Here is a 16,942-nt window from a genome sequence, read left to right as displayed (position 1 = left end):
ACCCGGAAGCTAAGCCTTTCAGCGCCGATGGTACTGCAGGGGGGACCCTGTGGGAGAGTAGGACGCCGCCGAACAATTTTTAGCCGGTGTCCCGGGCCTTATGGTCCGGGACACCGGCATTTTTGCGTTCAAGAGGAGTCGGAACCAAAAGGCCCGCCCCTCCGAACCACGGTTCGGAGGGGCGGGCCTTTTGCTGGAGTGGCCGGGGAACGGGCGTAATCAGTCCTTGGCTGCTCGGATCAATTCGACGTCGAGGGACTCGCGGCGGATGCGCTGGTCCATGTAGAGGAGCGCGGTGACGCCGGCGCTGACCGGGAACGTGATGGCGGAGCTGATGAGTGCGCCGATGCCGCCGATGATCAGGTACGTCCAGCTGACCGAGGTGGCGCCGCCCTGCAGCACATCGGCAGTGCTGCTGCCGTTGCCGCCGCCGAAGAGGAGCTCGACGAGGCCCGTGGGGATCTGCACGATGGCCGTGACGACGAAGACGATGAGAATCGCCAGGAGCTGCACGCCGAACACCCGCCACCACGCGCCCTGTACGAGCTTGGCGGAGCGGCGCATGGACGCGATGACGCCCTGCTTCTCCAGCATCAGCGCGGGTGCGGCGAGGCTGTAGCGGATCCACAGCCAGACCGCGGCGGCGCATCCGGCGAGAGCACCCAGGAGGGCCAGGGCGGCCCCGCCCACCTCCGCGCCGGCGAGGGAGACCAGGAGGCCCGGCAGGATCGCGACCGATACGGCGGCGGCGATGAGCAGGGGTACCAGGATGACGAGGCCGAGCAGGCGGAGCAGTTGGGGGCGGGCGCCGGTCCATGCCTCGCGGAGGGTCGCGGTGCGCCCCAGGACCGCACGGCTGACCACCACGGTCAGCATGGCGGTGGCGACGATCGAGCCGAGGACGCCGACGAACGAGGGGATGCCCATTCCGGCGAGGAGGCGCCCGGTGGCGCGCAGGGCCTCGCCGGCGGTCATGTCCGGGTTGTCGTTGAGGCTGTCCAGACCCGGGTTGTCGCGGAACCATATGCCGGTGATGACCGTGGCGGCGGTCTGGGTGACGACCGCGAGACCGAGGGAGACGCCGAAGACGGTGCGCCACTGCGTGCGCATGGTGGCGAAGGCGCCCTCGATGATCTCGCCGACGCCGAGCGGGCGCAGGGGGACGACGCCGGGTTTGGGGGCGGCTGGAGGTGGCGTCCAGCCGCTTCCCCAGGCGACCTGTCTGCCCGGGGATCTGCTGGAGCCGTTGTTCGGTTGATTGCCCCGGCCCGGGCGGCCCGGGGGCGGCTGTGGGCCGCCCGCGGAGCCGGACCAGGAGGCGGGGGGTGGTTGCTGTTGCGCCCACTTCGCTTCCGGTGCCTGGTCGGCGGGGGTGGCGGGCTGCTCCGGAGCGGGGGAGTCCGGCTCGTCGGAGGAGGATCCGGGCGAGGGCCGGCCCGGAGAGTCGTTCATCGGTGCTCCTTCTCGGGGCCCGTTCGCCGGTGCGGCGGCGGGCGATTGCCAGTCATCGTGTCACGGGGGCCCCGGCGTCGACCGGGGCCGTATCGGGGTCCAGACCTTCAATAGTGGGCGCCCTACGGGGCAGACTGGGCGGATGGCTGATCAGTACGCGGTATTCCCGAAGGACACTGCTTCCGTCGCCGCTCCGGCTCTGCGCTGGGAGGAGCCGCCGGAGGGGCCCGTGCTGGTGCTCCTCGACCAGACCCGGCTGCCGGCCGAGGAAGTCGAGCTGGTGTGTACCGATGTGCCCGTGCTGGTGGAGGCGATCCGTTCGCTCGCCGTGCGGGGAGCTCCGCTGCTGGGCATAGCGGGGGCGTACGGGGTCGCGCTCGCGGCCGTACGGGGCTTCGACGTGGACGAGGCCGCCGAGCTGCTGGCACATGCCCGGCCGACGGCCGTGAACCTCGCGTACGGGGTGCGGCGCGCGGCGGACGCGTACCGCGGGGCGGTCGACGAGGGGGCGTCGGCGGAGCGGGCGGCCGCGGTGGCGCTCGCGGAGGCCCGTACGATCCATCGCGAGGACGCGGAGGCCAGCGCGGCGATGGCCCGGCATGGGCTGGCCCTGCTGACGGAGCTGCTGCCGGGCGGCGGCTACCAGGTGCTGACCCACTGCAACACGGGCGCGCTCGTCTCGGGCGGTGAGGGCACGGCGTTGGCGGTGGTGGGCGCCGCGCACCGGGCCGGTGAGCTGCGGCGGCTGTGGGTGGACGAGACGCGACCGCTGTTGCAGGGGGCGCGTTTGACCGCTTACGAGGCGGCGCGCGCCGGGATCGCGTACACACTTCTGACGGACAACGCGGCGGGTTCGCTCTTCGCGGCCGGTGAGGTGGACGCGGTGCTGATCGGCGCGGACCGGATCGCGGCGGACGGTTCGGTGGCGAACAAGGTCGGCAGCTATCCCCTGGCGGTACTGGCCCGTTACCACCATGTGCCGTTCATCGTGGTGGCGCCCAGAACGACGGTGGACCTGGGCACTCCGGATGGCGCCGCGATAGAGGTCGAGCAGCGTCCGGGGCACGAAGTGACGGAGGTCGCGACGCCGAACGCACCGGCCGCCGGGGCGGAGGCGGGCGGCGGGGTGCCGGTGGCGCCGCTGGGGACCCAGGCGTACAACCCCGCCTTCGATGTCACGCCGCCGGATCTGGTGACGGCGATCGTCACGGAGAACGGGGTGATCTCGCCGGTGACAAGGGAGGGGCTGGCGGAGATGTGCGCCCGCCCGGGGCCGCTGCCCGGGGCGAACGGAGCCGCCCCGTCCTAGCGCTGCGGCGGCGTCGCGGGACGTCGCGGGGTGGGGGCGTGGTCCGGGGTGGTCCCGTGGGGCTGGCATGCTCTTGTGACATCAACGTCGGCCGACCGCCGGGGTCAGTGGCGGATGTCAGGGGACGGAGTGGCGGATGAGTGAGCTGAATCACCCGGCTTCATGGACCAGATGCGAAAATGGGATGATGTCGATATGAAGGGACGCGTCCTTGTCGTCGATGACGACACCGCACTGGCCGAGATGCTCGGCATTGTGCTGCGTGGTGAGGGTTTCGAGCCGTCGTTCGTCGCGGACGGCGACAAGGCACTTGCCGCATTCCGTGAGGTCAAGCCGGATTTGGTGCTGCTCGATCTGATGCTGCCCGGCCGGGACGGCATCGAGGTGTGCAGGCTGATCCGGGCGGAGTCCGGGGTGCCGGTGGTGATGCTGACGGCGAAGAGCGACACGGTCGATGTGGTGGTCGGGCTGGAGTCCGGCGCGGACGACTACATCGTCAAGCCGTTCAAGCCGAAGGAGCTGGTGGCGCGGATCAGGGCGCGGCTGCGGCGGTCGGAGGAGCCGGCGCCGGAGCAGCTGTCGATCGGTGATCTGGTCATCGATGTGGCCGGGCACTCGGTGAAGCGGGCGGGGCAGTCGATAGCGCTGACGCCGCTGGAGTTCGATCTGCTGGTCGCGCTGGCCCGTAAGCCGTGGCAGGTCTTCACCCGTGAGGTGCTGCTGGAGCAGGTGTGGGGCTATCGGCACGCCGCCGATACGCGGCTGGTGAATGTGCATGTGCAGCGGCTGCGCTCGAAGGTCGAGAAGGACCCGGAGCGGCCGGAGATCGTGGTGACCGTGCGCGGGGTCGGCTACAAGGCCGGGCCGAGCTGAGATGACGGGTAACGGCGCCGCTCCGGAGCGAGGCACGGGGCGGCCCGTCGAAAAGCCGGGTGAAATATCCTTTTTCGGGCGAATTTGGAGGGGTGGGCAGTTCCTCCCCGACGGGGCCGCCAGCGGGCCCGTCCACCCGATGCTGCGGCTGTACGCGCGCTGGGTGCGGCGGCCGCTGCTGCCCGCCCTGCGGCTGTGGCGGCGCAACATCCAGCTCCGGGTGGTGGCCAGCACGCTGCTGATGTCGCTCGGCGTCGTGCTGTTGCTCGGTGTCGTCGTCATAGGCCAGGTCCGCAACGGGCTGCTGGAGGCGAAGCAGCGTACGGCGCAGGGTCAGGCCCGGGGCGGCTTCACCGCCGCCCGTGACATGGCCGACTCCGGCCTCGACGCGCGTGGACAGGACGCGGGGCAGAGCGGCACCCAGAGCGGCCGCCGGAGCGTGGACTCGGGCAACTGGCTGACCGGGCTGGTCGAGCAGCTGGCCAGTAGCGGGCAGGGCGTCTACTCCGTGGTGGCGCTCAGCTCCAATACGGACGACACCTCGTCCGCCAGCAACCGCGGCGCCCGTTCCTCCGGCGACGTCGATCCCGAGCGCAGCGTCCCGCAGGATCTGCGGGAGAAGGTGGAGCACGGCACCGGCGCGTACGAGAAGCCCGCCGGCATAAAGCGCGGCCCCTCCGACGAGGGGGTGCCCGGGCTGGTCGTCGGCAAGCGGCTCTACGACGTCAACGGCAAGCCCTACCAGCTCTATTACCTCTTCCCCTTCTCCCAGGAGGCGAAGTCGCTGAGCCTGGTCACGACCACGCTGGCCACGGCCGGGGTGTTCGTGGTGGTGCTGCTCGGGGCGATCGCCTGGCTCGTGGTGCGGCAGGTCGTGACGCCCGTACGGATGGCCGCCGGGATCTCCGAACGGCTGGCCGCCGGCATCCTCCAGGAACGTATGAAGGTCACCGGCGAGGATGACATCGCTCGTCTGGGTGAGTCCTTCAACAAGATGGCCCAGAATTTGCAGGGCAAGATCCAGCAGCTGGAGGAGCTGTCGCGGATGCAGCGGCGGTTCGTCTCCGATGTGTCGCATGAGCTGCGTACGCCGCTGACGACCGTACGGATGGCCGCCGAGGTCATCCATGACGCCCGCGACGAGTTCGACCCGATCACGGCCCGGTCGGCGGAGCTGCTGCACGAGCAGCTCGACCGGTTCGAGTCGCTGCTGGCGGACCTGCTGGAAATCAGCAGGTTCGACGCGGGGGCGGCGGCGCTGGAGGCCGAGCCGATCGACCTGCGGGACGTCGTGCACCGGGTGATCGGCGGGGCCGAGCCGCTCGCGGAGCGGAAGGGCAGCCGGATCCTCGTACGCGGTGCGGAGCAGCCGGTGATCGCGGAGGCGGACGCCCGCCGGGTGGAGCGGGTGCTGCGCAACCTGGTGGTCAACGCGGTGGAGCACGGCGAGGGCCGGGACGTGATCATCCGGTTCGCGGTCGCGGGCGGCGCCGTCGGCGTCGCGGTGCGCGACTACGGGGTCGGCCTCAAACCCGGCGAGGCGACGAGGGTCTTCAACCGCTTCTGGCGGGCCGATCCGGCGCGCGCCCGTACGACCGGGGGCACCGGTCTCGGGCTGTCGATCGCGGTGGAGGACGCGCGGCTGCACGGCGGCTGGCTCCAGGCGTGGGGCGAGCCGGGGGGCGGCTCGCAGTTCCGGCTGACGCTGCCGCGGACGGCGGGCGACGCACTGCGCGGCTCGCCCATACCACTGGAACCCGCGGACTCGCGGCGCAATCGTGGGCTGAATGACGCGGGAGCGGCCGGGCTGCCGGGCGGTCGGGCGTCGGTCGGCTCGCTGGGCGCCGGCGTGAACGGGGCCGGCGTGAACGGGCGCGGCCGGGCGATCGAGGCGGGGGCTTCTCCGGCCGGGGGCGCGCGGGCGAGTGCCACGGCGACCGTGAACGGGGGCGCGGGGGCCGCGACGGGCGGGGCGTTGCCGTCGGCCGGGTCCGTACCGGTGCAGCCGACCGACACCAGGGCCGGCGCCAAGGCCGTACGAGCCGCCGCCGCGGATCCCGCGGCGCTGCCCGGGAGCGGCGGAGCGCGGGTCGTGGCGCGCAAGGACGCTGCCAGTGGTGGTTCTGGGGCGGCCGGCGACGAGGCCGACGCGGCCGGAGACGCCGGTGCGGGGCGCTCCGTACGGGAGACGACCGATCGGGAGGACGGGTCCAGTGGGCGTTGATCGCTACCGTCGTTTTCGCGGGCGGCGCCGCCTGGGCGCGGCGGCGCTGGTCGTCAGCGGTCTGCTGCTGGCCGGCTGCGCGTCGATGCCGGACAGCGGCGATGTGGACTCCGTCAATGGCTCTCCGCGCGCCGACGCCGACTCGCAGGTGCGGGTGTACGGCGTGGCGCCGCGCGCCGGTGAGCAGCCGCGGGAGATCGTGCTGGGCTTCCTGGAGGCGACGACCAGTGACGACCCGGCGTACGACACGGCCCGCAAGTACTTGGCCGCGAAGAAGCGCGGGACCTGGAACCCCTCGGAGGTCACCACGGTCCTGACCGAGCCGCCGCAGGTGCGGGTGGACCGCAGGAGCGACCGGGAGGAGGACGGCGTCACCATCTCGCTGACCGGCAAGCAGGTCGCGCGGGTGGACGCCAAGCACGCGTACAAGCCGGATGAACGCCCGTACGACAACAAGATCCATGTCGTGCGGCAGGGCGGGGAGTGGCGGATCGACGCGCTCCCGGCCGGGCTGGTGCTCGGTGTGCAGGACTTCCAGCGCATTTACCGCTCGGTCAACAAGTACTACTTCGCGAAGCTGGGGCCGGATCAGCGCCGGTCGGGGCGGTCCGAGGTGCTGGTGCCGGACCCCGTCTATCTGCGCAAGCGCATAGATCCGGTCACCTCGACAGCGCGGGCGCTGCTGGACGGCCCGACGAACTGGCTCGCCCCGGTGACCACGACGGCTTTCCGGTCCGGAACGCAGGTGGTGGACGACCGGCTCTCCCTGGACGACTCGAACAACCTGAAGGTGCGCCTCAACGGCAAGGCGGACAGCGCGAACCTGGTGCAGTGCCACCGGATGGCGGCCCAACTGCTGTTCACGGTCCAGGATCAGGCGTCGGCCACGGTGGGGGATGTGACGCTGGAGCGCCGGGACGGCTCCAAGCTGTGCGGGCTCACGCGGGAACAGGCGCAGGAGTACTCGCCGGGGCGGACCGAGGGCCGGGCCGACCGGCAGTACTACATCGACGCGAAGCACAAGATGGTGAGTCTGGCCGACAGCGAGGACGAGGCGCGCCGGGTGCCGGGCGCCTTCGGGGACGGGCAGGCGCTGCTGGGGTCGGTGGCTGTGGACCGTTCCGAGCGGCGTGCTGCGGGCGTCACCGAAGACGGCCGCAGTCTGTACGTCGCCGCGCTGGAGCACGGTTCCGCGCTGGGCGATGTCCGGCTGCACGCCGGTGCGGGCGCGAAGGGTGGTCTGGCGCCGCCTAGTTGGGACGGGCTCGGGGACCTCTGGGTGGTCGACCGGGATCCGCAGCATCCGCGGTTGCTGCGGCTTCCGGGCGGTACGGGCAAGCCGGAGGAGGTTCAGGTGGCCGGACTCGACGGTGGGCGGATAACCGGGCTGCGGGTGGCCGCGGACGGGGTGCGGATCGCGTTGCTGGTGGCGAAGGACGGCCATACGAAGCTGATGCTGGGGCGAGTCGAGCGAGCGGGCAGTGTGTCGCATCCGAGCCTGTCGGTGCAGGGGCTGCGGTCCGTCGCGCCGCAGCTGGAGCAGGTGGACGCGGTCTCCTGGGCGGGCGGCAGCCGGTTGCTGGCGGCCGGCAGCGAGCCGGGCGGGCTTCAGCAGTTGCAGTACGTCGAGACCGACGGGTCGGTGTCGAACGGCGCCGCGCTGCCCGGGATCACGGGGGTCAAGGCGGTCGCGGCCTCGGAGGCCCCGAGCAAGGCGCTGGTGGCGGAGCAGCAGGACAGCATCGTGCGGCTGCTGCCGGACACCAACTGGAAGACGGTGACGCCTAGGAGAGGGACGGCGCCGGTCTACCCGGGGTAGGTAGGGGTATTCGGGACCGGGGCTGCTTCGGTCCGGGATCGGGCGATCCTGGAAGAGTGCTGGTGGCGGGGGTCGCGGGGTGCCTGCCCGCTGAAGTTATCCACAGGGGTGGCAGGGGCGGGCGGACAGCGGGACAGTTGAGTCATGCGGGGGTGGTGGCAGGAGCTTGTCGGCCTGGTGCTGCCGGTGGACTGCGCGGGGTGCGGCGCTCCGCGGGCCGTGCTGTGCGACGGCTGCCGGCAGGCGTTGTGCGGGCGGGCGGCTCGGCGGGTGTGGCCGGAGCCGGTGCCGCCGGGACTGCCCGCTGTGTACGCGGCGGTGGCGTACGCGGACGAGGCGCGATCCGTGCTGCTCGCGCACAAGGAACGGGGGGCGTTGCGGTTGGCGGGTCCGCTGGGTGCGGCACTGGCGTCGGGGGTGCGGGCGGCGGTCGGCGAAGACGTCCGGGGGACGGTTCGGGGGACGAGGGGGAGGGGCGCGCGTGAAGCAGGTGGAGTCGGTGTGGGTGTGGCTGGGGGGACTGGTGAAAGTCGTCGGCTGGTGCTCGTTCCGGTGCCGTCCGCCCGGTGTGCGGTCGCCGCGCGCGGGCATGATCCCAGTCGGCGTATCGCACAGGCGGCGGCCGGCGAGCTGCGGCGAGCAGGGTGGCCCGCGGCGGTCTGCGCGGTGCTCCGGCAGCGACGTCCGGTGGCCGACCAGACGGGCCTGGGAGCCCGTCAGCGGCTGGAGAACCTGGCCGGGGCCCTGGAGGTCGCGGCGGGTGGTGAACGGCTGCTGACGGCCGGGCCAGTGCTGCTGGTGGACGACCTGCTGACCACGGGGGCGTCGCTGGTGGAGGCGGTACGGGCAGTGACTGAGGCGGGCGGCCGGGTCGCGGGTGCCGCGGTGGTAGCCGCTCCCGTACGGGCGTTCGACGTGGGTTCGAAATGAACCGGAACTGGCAGCGAAGTTGCATCGTTGCTGGTGGTAAGGGTGAGAGATCACCTGAACGGAGGTATGGGGAAGTAGGGGGTGCCGACATCCGTCCGGGCGAGCTATGTTCGGTTGTGAGGAATGGCAGGCGCTATGACTCGTATCTCCGATTGGCGCGCTTCGCGTGCTTTCGAAGAAGCTTGAATTCGGTGGGGTGCATACCTTGCCGACGGGGGAGGAGGAGGTGAAAGCCGCCGAGTCGGGGGCTCCAGGTTTCGCTGGGGCCTAATGCAAGAGGGATGCGCTCCGCACCTTCGGCGGAGCGTTCCGGGAACGGAGTTCTGCGTGGACATCGTCGTCAAGGGCCGCAAAACAGAGGTGCCCGAGCGGTTCCGCAAGCACGTGGCCGAGAAGCTGAAGCTGGAGAAGATCCAGAAGCTCGACGCCAAGGTGATCAGCCTCGACGTCGAGGTGTCCAAAGAGCCCAACCCCAGGCAGGCCGACCACTCCGACCGAGTGGAGATCACGGTGCGCTCGCGCGGACCGGTGATCCGGGCGGAGGCTGCCGCTCCGGACCCGTATGCCGCGCTCGACCTGGCCACCAGCAAGCTGGAGGCGCGGCTGCGCAAGCAGAACGAGAAGCGTCACGAGCGCCGCGGCAGCGGACGCACCCCCGCGAGCGACGTCGCGGCGTCCGTCCCCGATGTCGCGCAGCTCGATGACAACGGCGAGCTCTCGACCGAACCGGAGCCGACCGCCGGCGAGGTGCCGGTCACTCGGATGGGCTCGATCGAGATTCAGGGCGAAGGGCCCCTCGTGGTCCGCGAGAAGACTCACGCGGCGGCCCCGATGACGCTCAACCAGGCGCTCTACGAGATGGAGTTGGTCGGACACGACTTCTACCTCTTCGTCGACTCCGACACGAAGCAGCCCAGTGTCGTCTACCGTCGGCACGCCTACGACTACGGCGTCATCCACCTCAACGCCGACCCGCTCTACGACGTGGAGCCCGGTGGCGCGGGGGGCGCGCTCGGCGGCTGACCGGCGCGGCCGGCGCGTACGGCGAGGCCCATCGTGCCCGTGGTGGCACCCCTCGGGGCGCGGTCGCGCCCCCTGGGGCACCACCGTGCGACCACGGGAGCGCCGCGGCACCGCCCAGGCATGAAATCATGACCGGGTGGCCAACCGGCGGACTGCCGAGACCGGTTGGCGCCGCGCAGCAGCGTGCAACCGCAATGGGCCATGGCCTTCAGGGGGAGGAACGATGGCGGACAGCTTCGGGCCCGTGTCCGGCGAGGACGACGAGGACGGCGGCGCAGCCGGTGCCGGTACGGACAGGGGCGGGGCCGGCAAGGAGCCCATCCGGGTCCTCGTGGTGGACGACCACGCGCTCTTCCGCCGGGGGTTGGAGATCGTCCTCGCTCAGGAGGAGGACATTCAGGTCATCGGCGAGGCCGGGGACGGGGCGGAGGCCGTGGACAAGGCCGCCGACCTGCTGCCCGACATCGTGCTGATGGACGTGCGGATGCCCAAACGGGGCGGCATCGAGGCATGTACCTCCATCAAGGAGGTGGCCCCCAGCGCGAAGATCATCATGCTGACGATCAGCGACGAGGAGGCCGACCTCTACGACGCGATCAAGGCCGGTGCGACCGGCTATCTGCTCAAGGAGATCTCCACCGACGAGGTGGCGACGGCGATCCGGGCCGTCGCGGACGGCCAGTCGCAGATCAGTCCGTCGATGGCCTCGAAGCTCCTGACCGAGTTCAAGTCCATGATCCAGCGCACGGACGAGCGCAGACTGGTGCCGGCACCCCGGCTCACCGACCGTGAGCTGGAGGTCCTCAAGCTCGTCGCCACGGGGATGAACAACCGCGATATCGCGAAGGAGTTGTTCATCAGCGAGAACACCGTGAAGAACCACGTCCGCAACATCCTGGAGAAGCTCCAGCTCCACTCCCGGATGGAGGCCGTGGTCTACGCGATGCGGGAGAAGATCCTGGAGATTCGCTAGCCCCGGGGCCGGTGGCAGTCACTCGGGCCTGGTGTCAGCCGCTTGGGCCTTGCGTTAGCCGCTGGGGCCCGGCATCAGCCTGCGGGCCCGGCGGCAGCCGCTTGGGCCCGGTGGCAGCCACTTGGCCCCTTGGGCGCCAGTCGCCGGGGCCCGGTCGGCAGTCATCCGGTCCGGGCGTCAGCCACTTGGGCCTGGCATCAGGCCCCGGGCCCCGGACGGCGATCAGCCGGGCCCGGCGGCCCGTGTCGGGCCCTCAGCGCCTTCGGGCGGGGGTGCTTGTACGGGCCGGGGGCGGCCGGTGGTTGTGCGGGCCGGTTCGGCGCTTGTGCCGGTAGGGGGCGGTCGGCGGTACGGGGTCGGCGTCGTCAGGCGAGGGCGTCGACCAGGGCCTTGGCCAGGGCGGGGTCGTCGCAGCGCTCCACGCGCACCGTGTCGCAGCCCACCCACTCCGCCGCCTCCCGCAGCGCCTGCGCCATGGGGGCCACCGCCGTTCGGCCCGTCAGCGATACCTGACGGGCCACCAGGGCCGTCCCCTCGCGGGCCGGGTCCACACGGCCGAGCAGGCGCCCGCCCGCGAGCAGCGGCATCGCGAAGTACCCGTGCACCCGCTTGGGCCGGGGCACGTACGCCTCCAGCCGGTGGGTGAAGCCGAAGATCCGTTCCGTGCGCGGGCGGTCCCAGACGAGGGAGTCGAACGGCGAGAGCAGCGTCGTGCGGTGCCGGCCGCGCTTCGCCGAGGACTCGGCGGCCAGAGCCGCCGGATCGGCCCAGGCAGGCTTGGCCCACCCCGCCACCTCGACCGGTACCAGGCCCGTGTCCGCCAGCGCCGCGTCCACCTGCGCGCTCTTGAGCCGGTGGTAGTCGGCGAGGTCCGCCCGGGTCGCCACCCCCATCGCCGCGCCGGCCTGCGCGACCAGCCGCCGTACGCACTCGGCGTCGTCCAGGTCGTCGTGGCGCAGCTCGGCCGGGATCGCACGCTCGGCGAGGTCGTACACCCGCCTCCAGCCCCGCCGCTCGGTGCAGACGACCTCGCCCGTGTCGAGCAGCCACTCCACCGCGATCTTCGTCTCGGACCAGTCGTACCACTCGCCGCCGTTCTTGGCGCCGCCCAACTCCGTGGACGTCAGGGGGCCTTCCGCCTTGAGCTGGTCCCGTACGGCCGAGCAGGAGCGTTCGGAGTTCTTCATCACGTGCCAGCGGTAGCCGCGCGCGAGGCAGGCCCGCCGGCGGAAGGCGAACTGCGGCCACTCCTCGATCGGCAGGATGCACGCCGCGTGCGACCAGTACTCGAAACTGCGCGTCTTCGACCAGTAGGCGGACTCGACGGACGTACGGCCCACCGCGCCCAGGCGCGCGTACGGCACCAGCTCGTGCGAGCGCGCCAGGACCGAGATGGTGTCCAGCTGCACCGCGCCCAGCTGCCGCAGCACCCCGAGCACCCCCGCCCGCCGGTCCGGTGCGCCCAGCAGCCCCTGCGCCCGTAGCGCCATGCGCCGCGCTTCGTCGGCGGAGAGCGTCACTTCGGGCGTACCGGCTGCGGGCCCGCGGTCGTTCGCGGCAGTGGTCGTCATGCCGATCACACTAGGGGCGGCCACTGACAACGGGCCGTGCCTCCGGCCCCGGCCCGGGAACGGCAGGTCAGTCCCGGTCCGGGTGCGGCAGGTACGGCGTCGCCGTCGGGCGGCCGAGGTCCGAGGGCAGCAGGGAGCCGATCCAGACATCCCGCCGGGCCCCCGCGTAGACGCTCTTCGAGCGCATGGTGCCCTCCATCTGGAAGCCCGCCTTGAGTGCGACCGCGCGGGAGCCCTCGTTGCCGGCCTCCGCCTGCCACTCCAGGCGTTCGACGCCGAGGTCCTCGAAGGCCCAGCGGATCACCTCGCGCGCCGCCTCGGCGGTGTAGCCGCGACCGCGCTGCTCCTTGGCGGTCCAATAGCCGAGTTCGGCCTGGTGCTCGGGTGCGGGGAGCTGCGCGAGCCGCACCAGGGACATGACCCCCACCAGGACGCCGTCGCCCGCCGCGAAAACACCGAAGGTGTAGGTGGCGTCGTCCCGCCAGCCGGCCGGCGCCGCACGCCCGACGAATTCCCGGGCGTCCTCGCGCGTGTACGGCGAGGGGACGCTGGTCCAGCGCGGGATGTCCGGCTCCTGGCAGGCGGCGTGCACGGCCTCGGCGTCGGCGTCGGTCAGGGGGCGCAGCACCAGGCGCTCGGTGGCGAGGGTCACGGGTTCCATGGGCGAAGTCTGCGCTGCCGCCGTCGCCCGGCGCGAACGGATTCCCGCGTCGCCGCCGGACATCCGTACCCGCCCGCCGGGCCCCGCCGCTCCGGTCCGCCCGCCGCCCCCGCGACGACCGCGCTCCCGGCACCTTCGGCCGGTGCTGTTCGTTGCACGGGAGGGTGACACCGGGCCTTCGCGGCGACGGACCTCCCGGCGCGGTGGGGTCCTCGCTTACGATGGCCGTTGCGGTGGGGCCTGCCCCCTTGAAAAAATGCCGCGCCAGCGCACCTGACCGTGCCAGGCCCGACCGGCAAGGAGCCAGCCTACGTGTCCGTCTTCAACAAGCTCATGCGTGCAGGCGAAGGCAAGATCCTGCGCAAGCTGCACCGCATCGCGGACCAGGTCAATTCCATCGAAGAGGATTTCCTCAACCTCTCCGACGCCGAGCTGCGCGCCCTGACCGACGAGTACAAGCAGCGTTACGCCGACGGCGAGAGCCTCGACGATCTGATGCCCGAGGCCTTCGCCACCGTCCGCGAGGCCGCCAAGCGCGTGCTCGGACAGCGCCACTACGACGTCCAGCTGATGGGCGGCGCGGCCCTGCACCTGGGGTACGTGGCCGAGATGCGCACCGGTGAGGGCAAGACCCTCGTCGGCACGCTGCCCGCCTACCTCAACGCGCTGTCCGGCAAGGGCGTCCACCTGATCACGGTCAACGACTACCTGGCCGAGCGCGACTCGGAGTGGATGGGCCGGGTGCACCAGTTCCTCGGCCTGGAGGTCGGCTGCATCCTCGCCAACATGACCCCGGCTCAGCGCCGCGACATGTACAACCGGGACGTCACGTACGGCACCAACAACGAGTTCGGCTTCGACTACCTGCGCGACAACATGGCGTGGGCGAAGGACGAACTGGTGCAGCGGGGTCACAACTTCGCGATCGTCGACGAGGTCGACTCGATCCTCGTGGACGAGGCCCGTACGCCGCTGATCATCTCCGGGCCGGCCGACCAGGCCACCAAGTGGTACGGCGACTTCGCCAAGCTGGTCACCCGCCTCACCAAGGGCGAGGCCGCCAACCCGCAGAAGGGCGTCGAGGAGACCGGGGACTACGAGGTCGACGAGAAGAAGCGCACCGTCGCCATCCACGAGTCCGGCGTCGCCAAGGTCGAGGACTGGCTGGGCATCGACAACCTCTACGAGTCGGTCAACACCCCGCTCGTCGGCTACCTCAACAACGCCATCAAGGCCAAGGAGCTCTTCAAGAAGGACAAGGACTACGTCGTCATGGACGGCGAAGTCATGATCGTCGACGAGCACACCGGCCGTATCCTCGCCGGCCGCCGCTACAACGAGGGCATGCACCAGGCGATCGAGGCGAAGGAAGGGGTGGACATCAAGGACGAGAACCAGACGCTCGCCACGATCACCCTGCAGAACTTCTTCCGCCTCTACGAGCGCCATGACCAGAGCGGCAAGAAGATCCCGGGCCTCTCCGGCATGACCGGTACGGCCATGACCGAGGCCGCCGAGTTCCACCAGATCTACAAGCTCGGCGTGGTGCCCATCCCCACCAACCGGGACCTCGCGCGCGTCGACCAGTCCGACCTGATCTACCGCACCGAGGTGGCGAAGTTCGCCGCCGTGGTCGAGGACATCGCCGAGAAGCACGAGAAGGGCCAGCCGATCCTGGTCGGCACCACCTCCGTCGAGAAGTCCGAGTACCTCTCGCAGCAGCTCGCCAAGCGGGGTGTGCCGCACGAGGTGCTCAACGCCAAGCAGCACGACCGGGAGGCGTCGATCGTCGCCCAGGCCGGCCGCAAGGGCGCCGTCACCGTCGCCACCAACATGGCCGGCCGCGGTACGGACATCAAGCTCGGCGGCAACCCCGACGACCTCGCCGAGGCCGAGCTGCGCCAGTACGGCCTGGACCCCGTGGACAACGCCGAGGAGTGGGCCGCCGCGCTGCCCGCCGCCCTGGAGAAGGCCGAGACCGCGGTCAAGGCGGAGTTCGAGGAGGTCAAGGACCTCGGCGGGCTGTACGTACTGGGCACCGAGCGGCACGAGTCGCGCCGTATCGACAACCAGCTGCGCGGCCGTTCCGGCCGTCAGGGCGACCCGGGCGAGTCCCGCTTCTACCTGTCGCTCGGCGACGACCTGATGCGCCTGTTCAAGGCCGCGATGGTCGAGCGCGTGATGGCCATGGCCAACGTTCCGGACGATGTGCCGATCGAGAACAAGATGGTCACCCGCGCCATCGCCTCGGCGCAGTCCCAGGTCGAGCAGCAGAACTTCGAGACCCGTAAGAACGTCCTGAAGTACGACGAGGTCCTCAACCGCCAGCGCGAGGTCATCTACGGCGAGCGCCGCCGCGTCCTGGAGGGCGAGGACCTCCAGGAGCAGATCAAGCACTTCATGGACGACACCATCGACGCCTACATCCAGGCGGAGACCGTCGAGGGCTTCGCCGAGGAGTGGGACCTCGACCGGCTGTGGGGCGCGTTCAAGCAGCTCTACCCGGTGAAGGTCACGGTGGAGGAGCTGGAGGAGGCGGCCGGGGACCGTGCGGGCATCACCGCCGACTTCATCGCCGAGTCCATCACCGACGACATCTACGCCCAGTACGAGGCGCGCGAGGAGGAGCTGGGCTCCGACATCATGCGCGAGCTGGAGCGCCGCGTCGTGCTCTCCGTACTGGACCGCAAGTGGCGTGAGCACCTCTACGAGATGGACTACCTCCAGGAGGGCATCGGCCTCCGCGCCATGGCGCAGAAGGACCCGCTGGTCGAGTACCAGCGCGAGGGCTTCGACATGTTCAACGCCATGATGGAGGGCATCAAGGAGGAGTCCGTCGGCTATCTGTTCAACCTGGAGGTCCAGGTCGAGCAGCAGGTCGAGGAGGTCCCGGTCGAGGACGCGGAGGGGCCGACGTCGCTGGAGAAGGACGTGCAGGAGGCCGTGCCGGCCGGGCAGCGGCCCGAGATCCACGCCAAGGGGCTCGACGCCCCGCAGCGCCCGGACCGGCTGCACTTCTCCGCCCCGACCGTGGACGGCGAGGGCGGCGTCGTGGAGGGCGACTTCACCAGTGACGACGCCCCGGCCCGTTCCGAGTCGGACGGTCTGACGCGCGCCGAGCGCCGCAAGGCCCAGAAGGGCGGCGGCAACGGCGGCGGGCGGCGCCGCAAGAAGTAACCGGCGGGCAGGGCAGTCGGGTGCGGGGTGGGACACGAGGTCGTGTCCCACCCCGCTTCCAGGTGCTCCCCTGAAGAGAAGGGGGGGAAGGGGGGGGGGGGGGAGAAAAAGAAAGAACTGGGGGGGGGGGGGGGGGGGGGGGGGGGGGGCCCCCCCCCCCCCCCCCCCCCCCGCTTCGCGTTTCCGCCCGTAGGCGCGGGGGCGGGCGGTCAGACGCAGGTGTTCAGGTGCGCGCGTTCAGGTGCGGGCGGGCTCGCCCAGTTCGACCGCCGAGCAGCGCCACCGTTGGTCGGCGCCGCGCTCCAGACGGAAGGCCAGCGCCCGTACGCGGTCGCCGGAGGCGATCCGGGCGAACGCCTCGATCACTCCGGACCGGGGGCGGAACTCGTCGCAGTGGCGTACGACCGGGGTGCTGCCGCCCGGCGACGCCGGCCGCAGCGGTGCCTGCGGGGCCAGCTCGATGATCCGGTCGTAGGCGGTGCCCAGGGTGTGGCCGAGCATCCAGTGCGCGGGCCGCTGGCCGCTCAGGGTGAGCAGCAGCCGGTTGGCGAACCAGTAGCGGGGCAGCCGTTCCAGCTCGCGCCGCCGGGCCGCGAGGTCCGCGCCGGGGCGCCGCGCGTCGCTGCGGCGGGGCGGGGCGGTGGACCCGGCGGGCCTGCCGCCGGTCTTGCCGGTCTTACCGGCAGGCGTCCTACTGACGATCGTCCTGCTGACGATCGTCCTGCTGGTAGTCGTCCTGTTCACGCTGTTCGCCCCCGTCGGGCCGGCCCGGTGCTGATACCGGGCAGTAGCTTCCGTCGGGATTCTTCTATCCGTGCCCTTCCGGCGGCGACAAGGGCGTCACCGGCACCCTCGGTACCCCCGGGAATTCACCTATCAGGGGTGGTCGGCCGGTGTCCGGCACGTTGCGCCGCCGTGAGCAGGCAGCTC

General features: G+C 71.3%; 12 protein-coding genes and 1 rRNA gene. 9 read left to right on the top strand and 4 right to left on the bottom strand.

Features of this window, described 5'->3' with window-relative positions; genetic code table 11:
• Nucleotides 1–74 (top strand): 5S ribosomal RNA (rrf, locus tag AC07AB_RS33265); the annotation flags it as partial.
• A gap of 145 nt (nucleotides 75–219) precedes the next feature.
• Here the strand turns inward: rrf and AC07AB_RS33260 are convergent.
• A complete protein-coding gene (locus AC07AB_RS33260) occupies nucleotides 220–1,452 on the bottom strand; it encodes a hypothetical protein (RefSeq protein WP_478574960.1) in 1,233 nt (410 codons plus the stop codon).
• Between the two features lie 142 nt (nucleotides 1,453–1,594).
• Between AC07AB_RS33260 and mtnA the strand changes: the two genes are divergently transcribed.
• The 7 genes from mtnA to AC07AB_RS33225 all read left to right on the top strand — a co-directional run bounded on the left by mtnA (nucleotide 1,595) and on the right by AC07AB_RS33225 (nucleotide 10,603).
• Entirely contained in the window at nucleotides 1,595–2,761 is a 1,167-nt protein-coding gene (gene mtnA / locus AC07AB_RS33255) for an S-methyl-5-thioribose-1-phosphate isomerase (protein WP_478574957.1), read from the top strand.
• A gap of 195 nt (nucleotides 2,762–2,956) precedes the next feature.
• Nucleotides 2,957–3,634 (top strand): two-component system response regulator MtrA, encoded by a 678-nt coding sequence (mtrA, locus tag AC07AB_RS33250; RefSeq protein WP_363226985.1) that lies wholly within the window; start codon nucleotides 2,957–2,959, stop codon nucleotides 3,632–3,634.
• A gap of 1 nt (nucleotide 3,635) precedes the next feature.
• Nucleotides 3,636–5,858: an MtrAB system histidine kinase MtrB gene (mtrB, locus tag AC07AB_RS33245; RefSeq protein WP_478574954.1), complete on the top strand. Its 2,223-nt coding sequence runs from the start codon at nucleotides 3,636–3,638 to the stop codon at nucleotides 5,856–5,858.
• Nucleotides 5,848–7,677, top strand: coding sequence for an LpqB family beta-propeller domain-containing protein (locus tag AC07AB_RS33240; protein ID WP_478574951.1), 1,830 nt, complete (start codon nucleotides 5,848–5,850; stop codon nucleotides 7,675–7,677). The genes mtrB and AC07AB_RS33240 overlap by 11 nt, the downstream gene beginning before the upstream one ends.
• Nucleotides 7,678–8,364: 687 nt before the next feature.
• Nucleotides 8,365–8,607: a ComF family protein gene (locus AC07AB_RS33235; RefSeq protein WP_478574948.1), complete on the top strand. Its 243-nt coding sequence runs from the start codon at nucleotides 8,365–8,367 to the stop codon at nucleotides 8,605–8,607.
• A 327-nt stretch (nucleotides 8,608–8,934) separates the two neighbouring features.
• Nucleotides 8,935–9,630 (top strand): ribosome hibernation-promoting factor, HPF/YfiA family, encoded by a 696-nt coding sequence (gene hpf, locus AC07AB_RS33230; RefSeq protein WP_478574945.1) that lies wholly within the window; start codon nucleotides 8,935–8,937, stop codon nucleotides 9,628–9,630.
• Between the two features lie 223 nt (nucleotides 9,631–9,853).
• Nucleotides 9,854–10,603, top strand: coding sequence for a response regulator (locus AC07AB_RS33225; protein ID WP_478574942.1), 750 nt, complete (start codon nucleotides 9,854–9,856; stop codon nucleotides 10,601–10,603).
• Between the two features lie 365 nt (nucleotides 10,604–10,968).
• On the opposite strand, the gene AC07AB_RS33220 is transcribed toward AC07AB_RS33225, so the two are convergent.
• Together AC07AB_RS33220 and AC07AB_RS33215 are read right to left on the bottom strand one after the other, a co-directional pair.
• Nucleotides 10,969–12,174: a winged helix-turn-helix domain-containing protein gene (locus AC07AB_RS33220; RefSeq protein ID WP_478574939.1), complete on the bottom strand. Its 1,206-nt coding sequence runs from the start codon at nucleotides 12,172–12,174 to the stop codon at nucleotides 10,969–10,971.
• Nucleotides 12,175–12,241: 67 nt separating this feature from the next.
• Nucleotides 12,242–12,835 carry a GNAT family N-acetyltransferase gene (locus AC07AB_RS33215; protein ID WP_478574936.1) on the bottom strand — a complete coding sequence of 198 codons (594 nt, stop codon included), beginning with the start codon at nucleotides 12,833–12,835 and terminating at the stop codon, nucleotides 12,242–12,244.
• 312 nt (nucleotides 12,836–13,147) lie between these two features.
• Between AC07AB_RS33215 and secA the strand changes: the two genes are divergently transcribed.
• Nucleotides 13,148–16,012, top strand: coding sequence for a preprotein translocase subunit SecA (gene secA / locus AC07AB_RS33210; RefSeq protein ID WP_478574933.1), 2,865 nt, complete (start codon nucleotides 13,148–13,150; stop codon nucleotides 16,010–16,012).
• 237 nt (nucleotides 16,013–16,249) lie between these two features.
• Here the strand turns inward: secA and AC07AB_RS33205 are convergent, their stop codons facing one another.
• Nucleotides 16,250–16,756: an Rv3235 family protein gene (locus AC07AB_RS33205; protein WP_478574930.1), complete on the bottom strand. Its 507-nt coding sequence runs from the start codon at nucleotides 16,754–16,756 to the stop codon at nucleotides 16,250–16,252.
• Nucleotides 16,757–16,942 lie beyond the last annotated feature (186 nt).

It is taken from the genome of Streptomyces sp. NPDC044033, from assembly GCF_056434425.1.
The sequence above is the reverse complement of the archived record's forward strand: the minus strand, read 5'-3'. Positions and strand labels throughout refer to the sequence as shown.

What these genes read in the sequence shown, in the direction of transcription:
- mtnA (WP_478574957.1), top strand. Translation starts at nt 1,595, where the DNA reads ATGGCTGATCAGTACGCGGTATTCCCGAAGGACACTGCTTCCGTCGCC.
- AC07AB_RS33215 (WP_478574936.1), bottom strand. Translation starts at nt 12,835, where the DNA reads ATGGAACCCGTGACCCTCGCCACCGAGCGCCTGGTGCTGCGCCCCCTG.
- AC07AB_RS33225 (WP_478574942.1), top strand. Translation starts at nt 9,854, where the DNA reads ATGGCGGACAGCTTCGGGCCCGTGTCCGGCGAGGACGACGAGGACGGC.
- mtrA (WP_363226985.1), top strand. Translation starts at nt 2,957, where the DNA reads ATGAAGGGACGCGTCCTTGTCGTCGATGACGACACCGCACTGGCCGAG.
- AC07AB_RS33220 (WP_478574939.1), bottom strand. Translation starts at nt 12,174, where the DNA reads ATGACGACCACTGCCGCGAACGACCGCGGGCCCGCAGCCGGTACGCCC.
- mtrB (WP_478574954.1), top strand. Translation starts at nt 3,636, where the DNA reads ATGACGGGTAACGGCGCCGCTCCGGAGCGAGGCACGGGGCGGCCCGTC.
- AC07AB_RS33260 (WP_478574960.1), bottom strand. Translation starts at nt 1,452, where the DNA reads ATGAACGACTCTCCGGGCCGGCCCTCGCCCGGATCCTCCTCCGACGAG.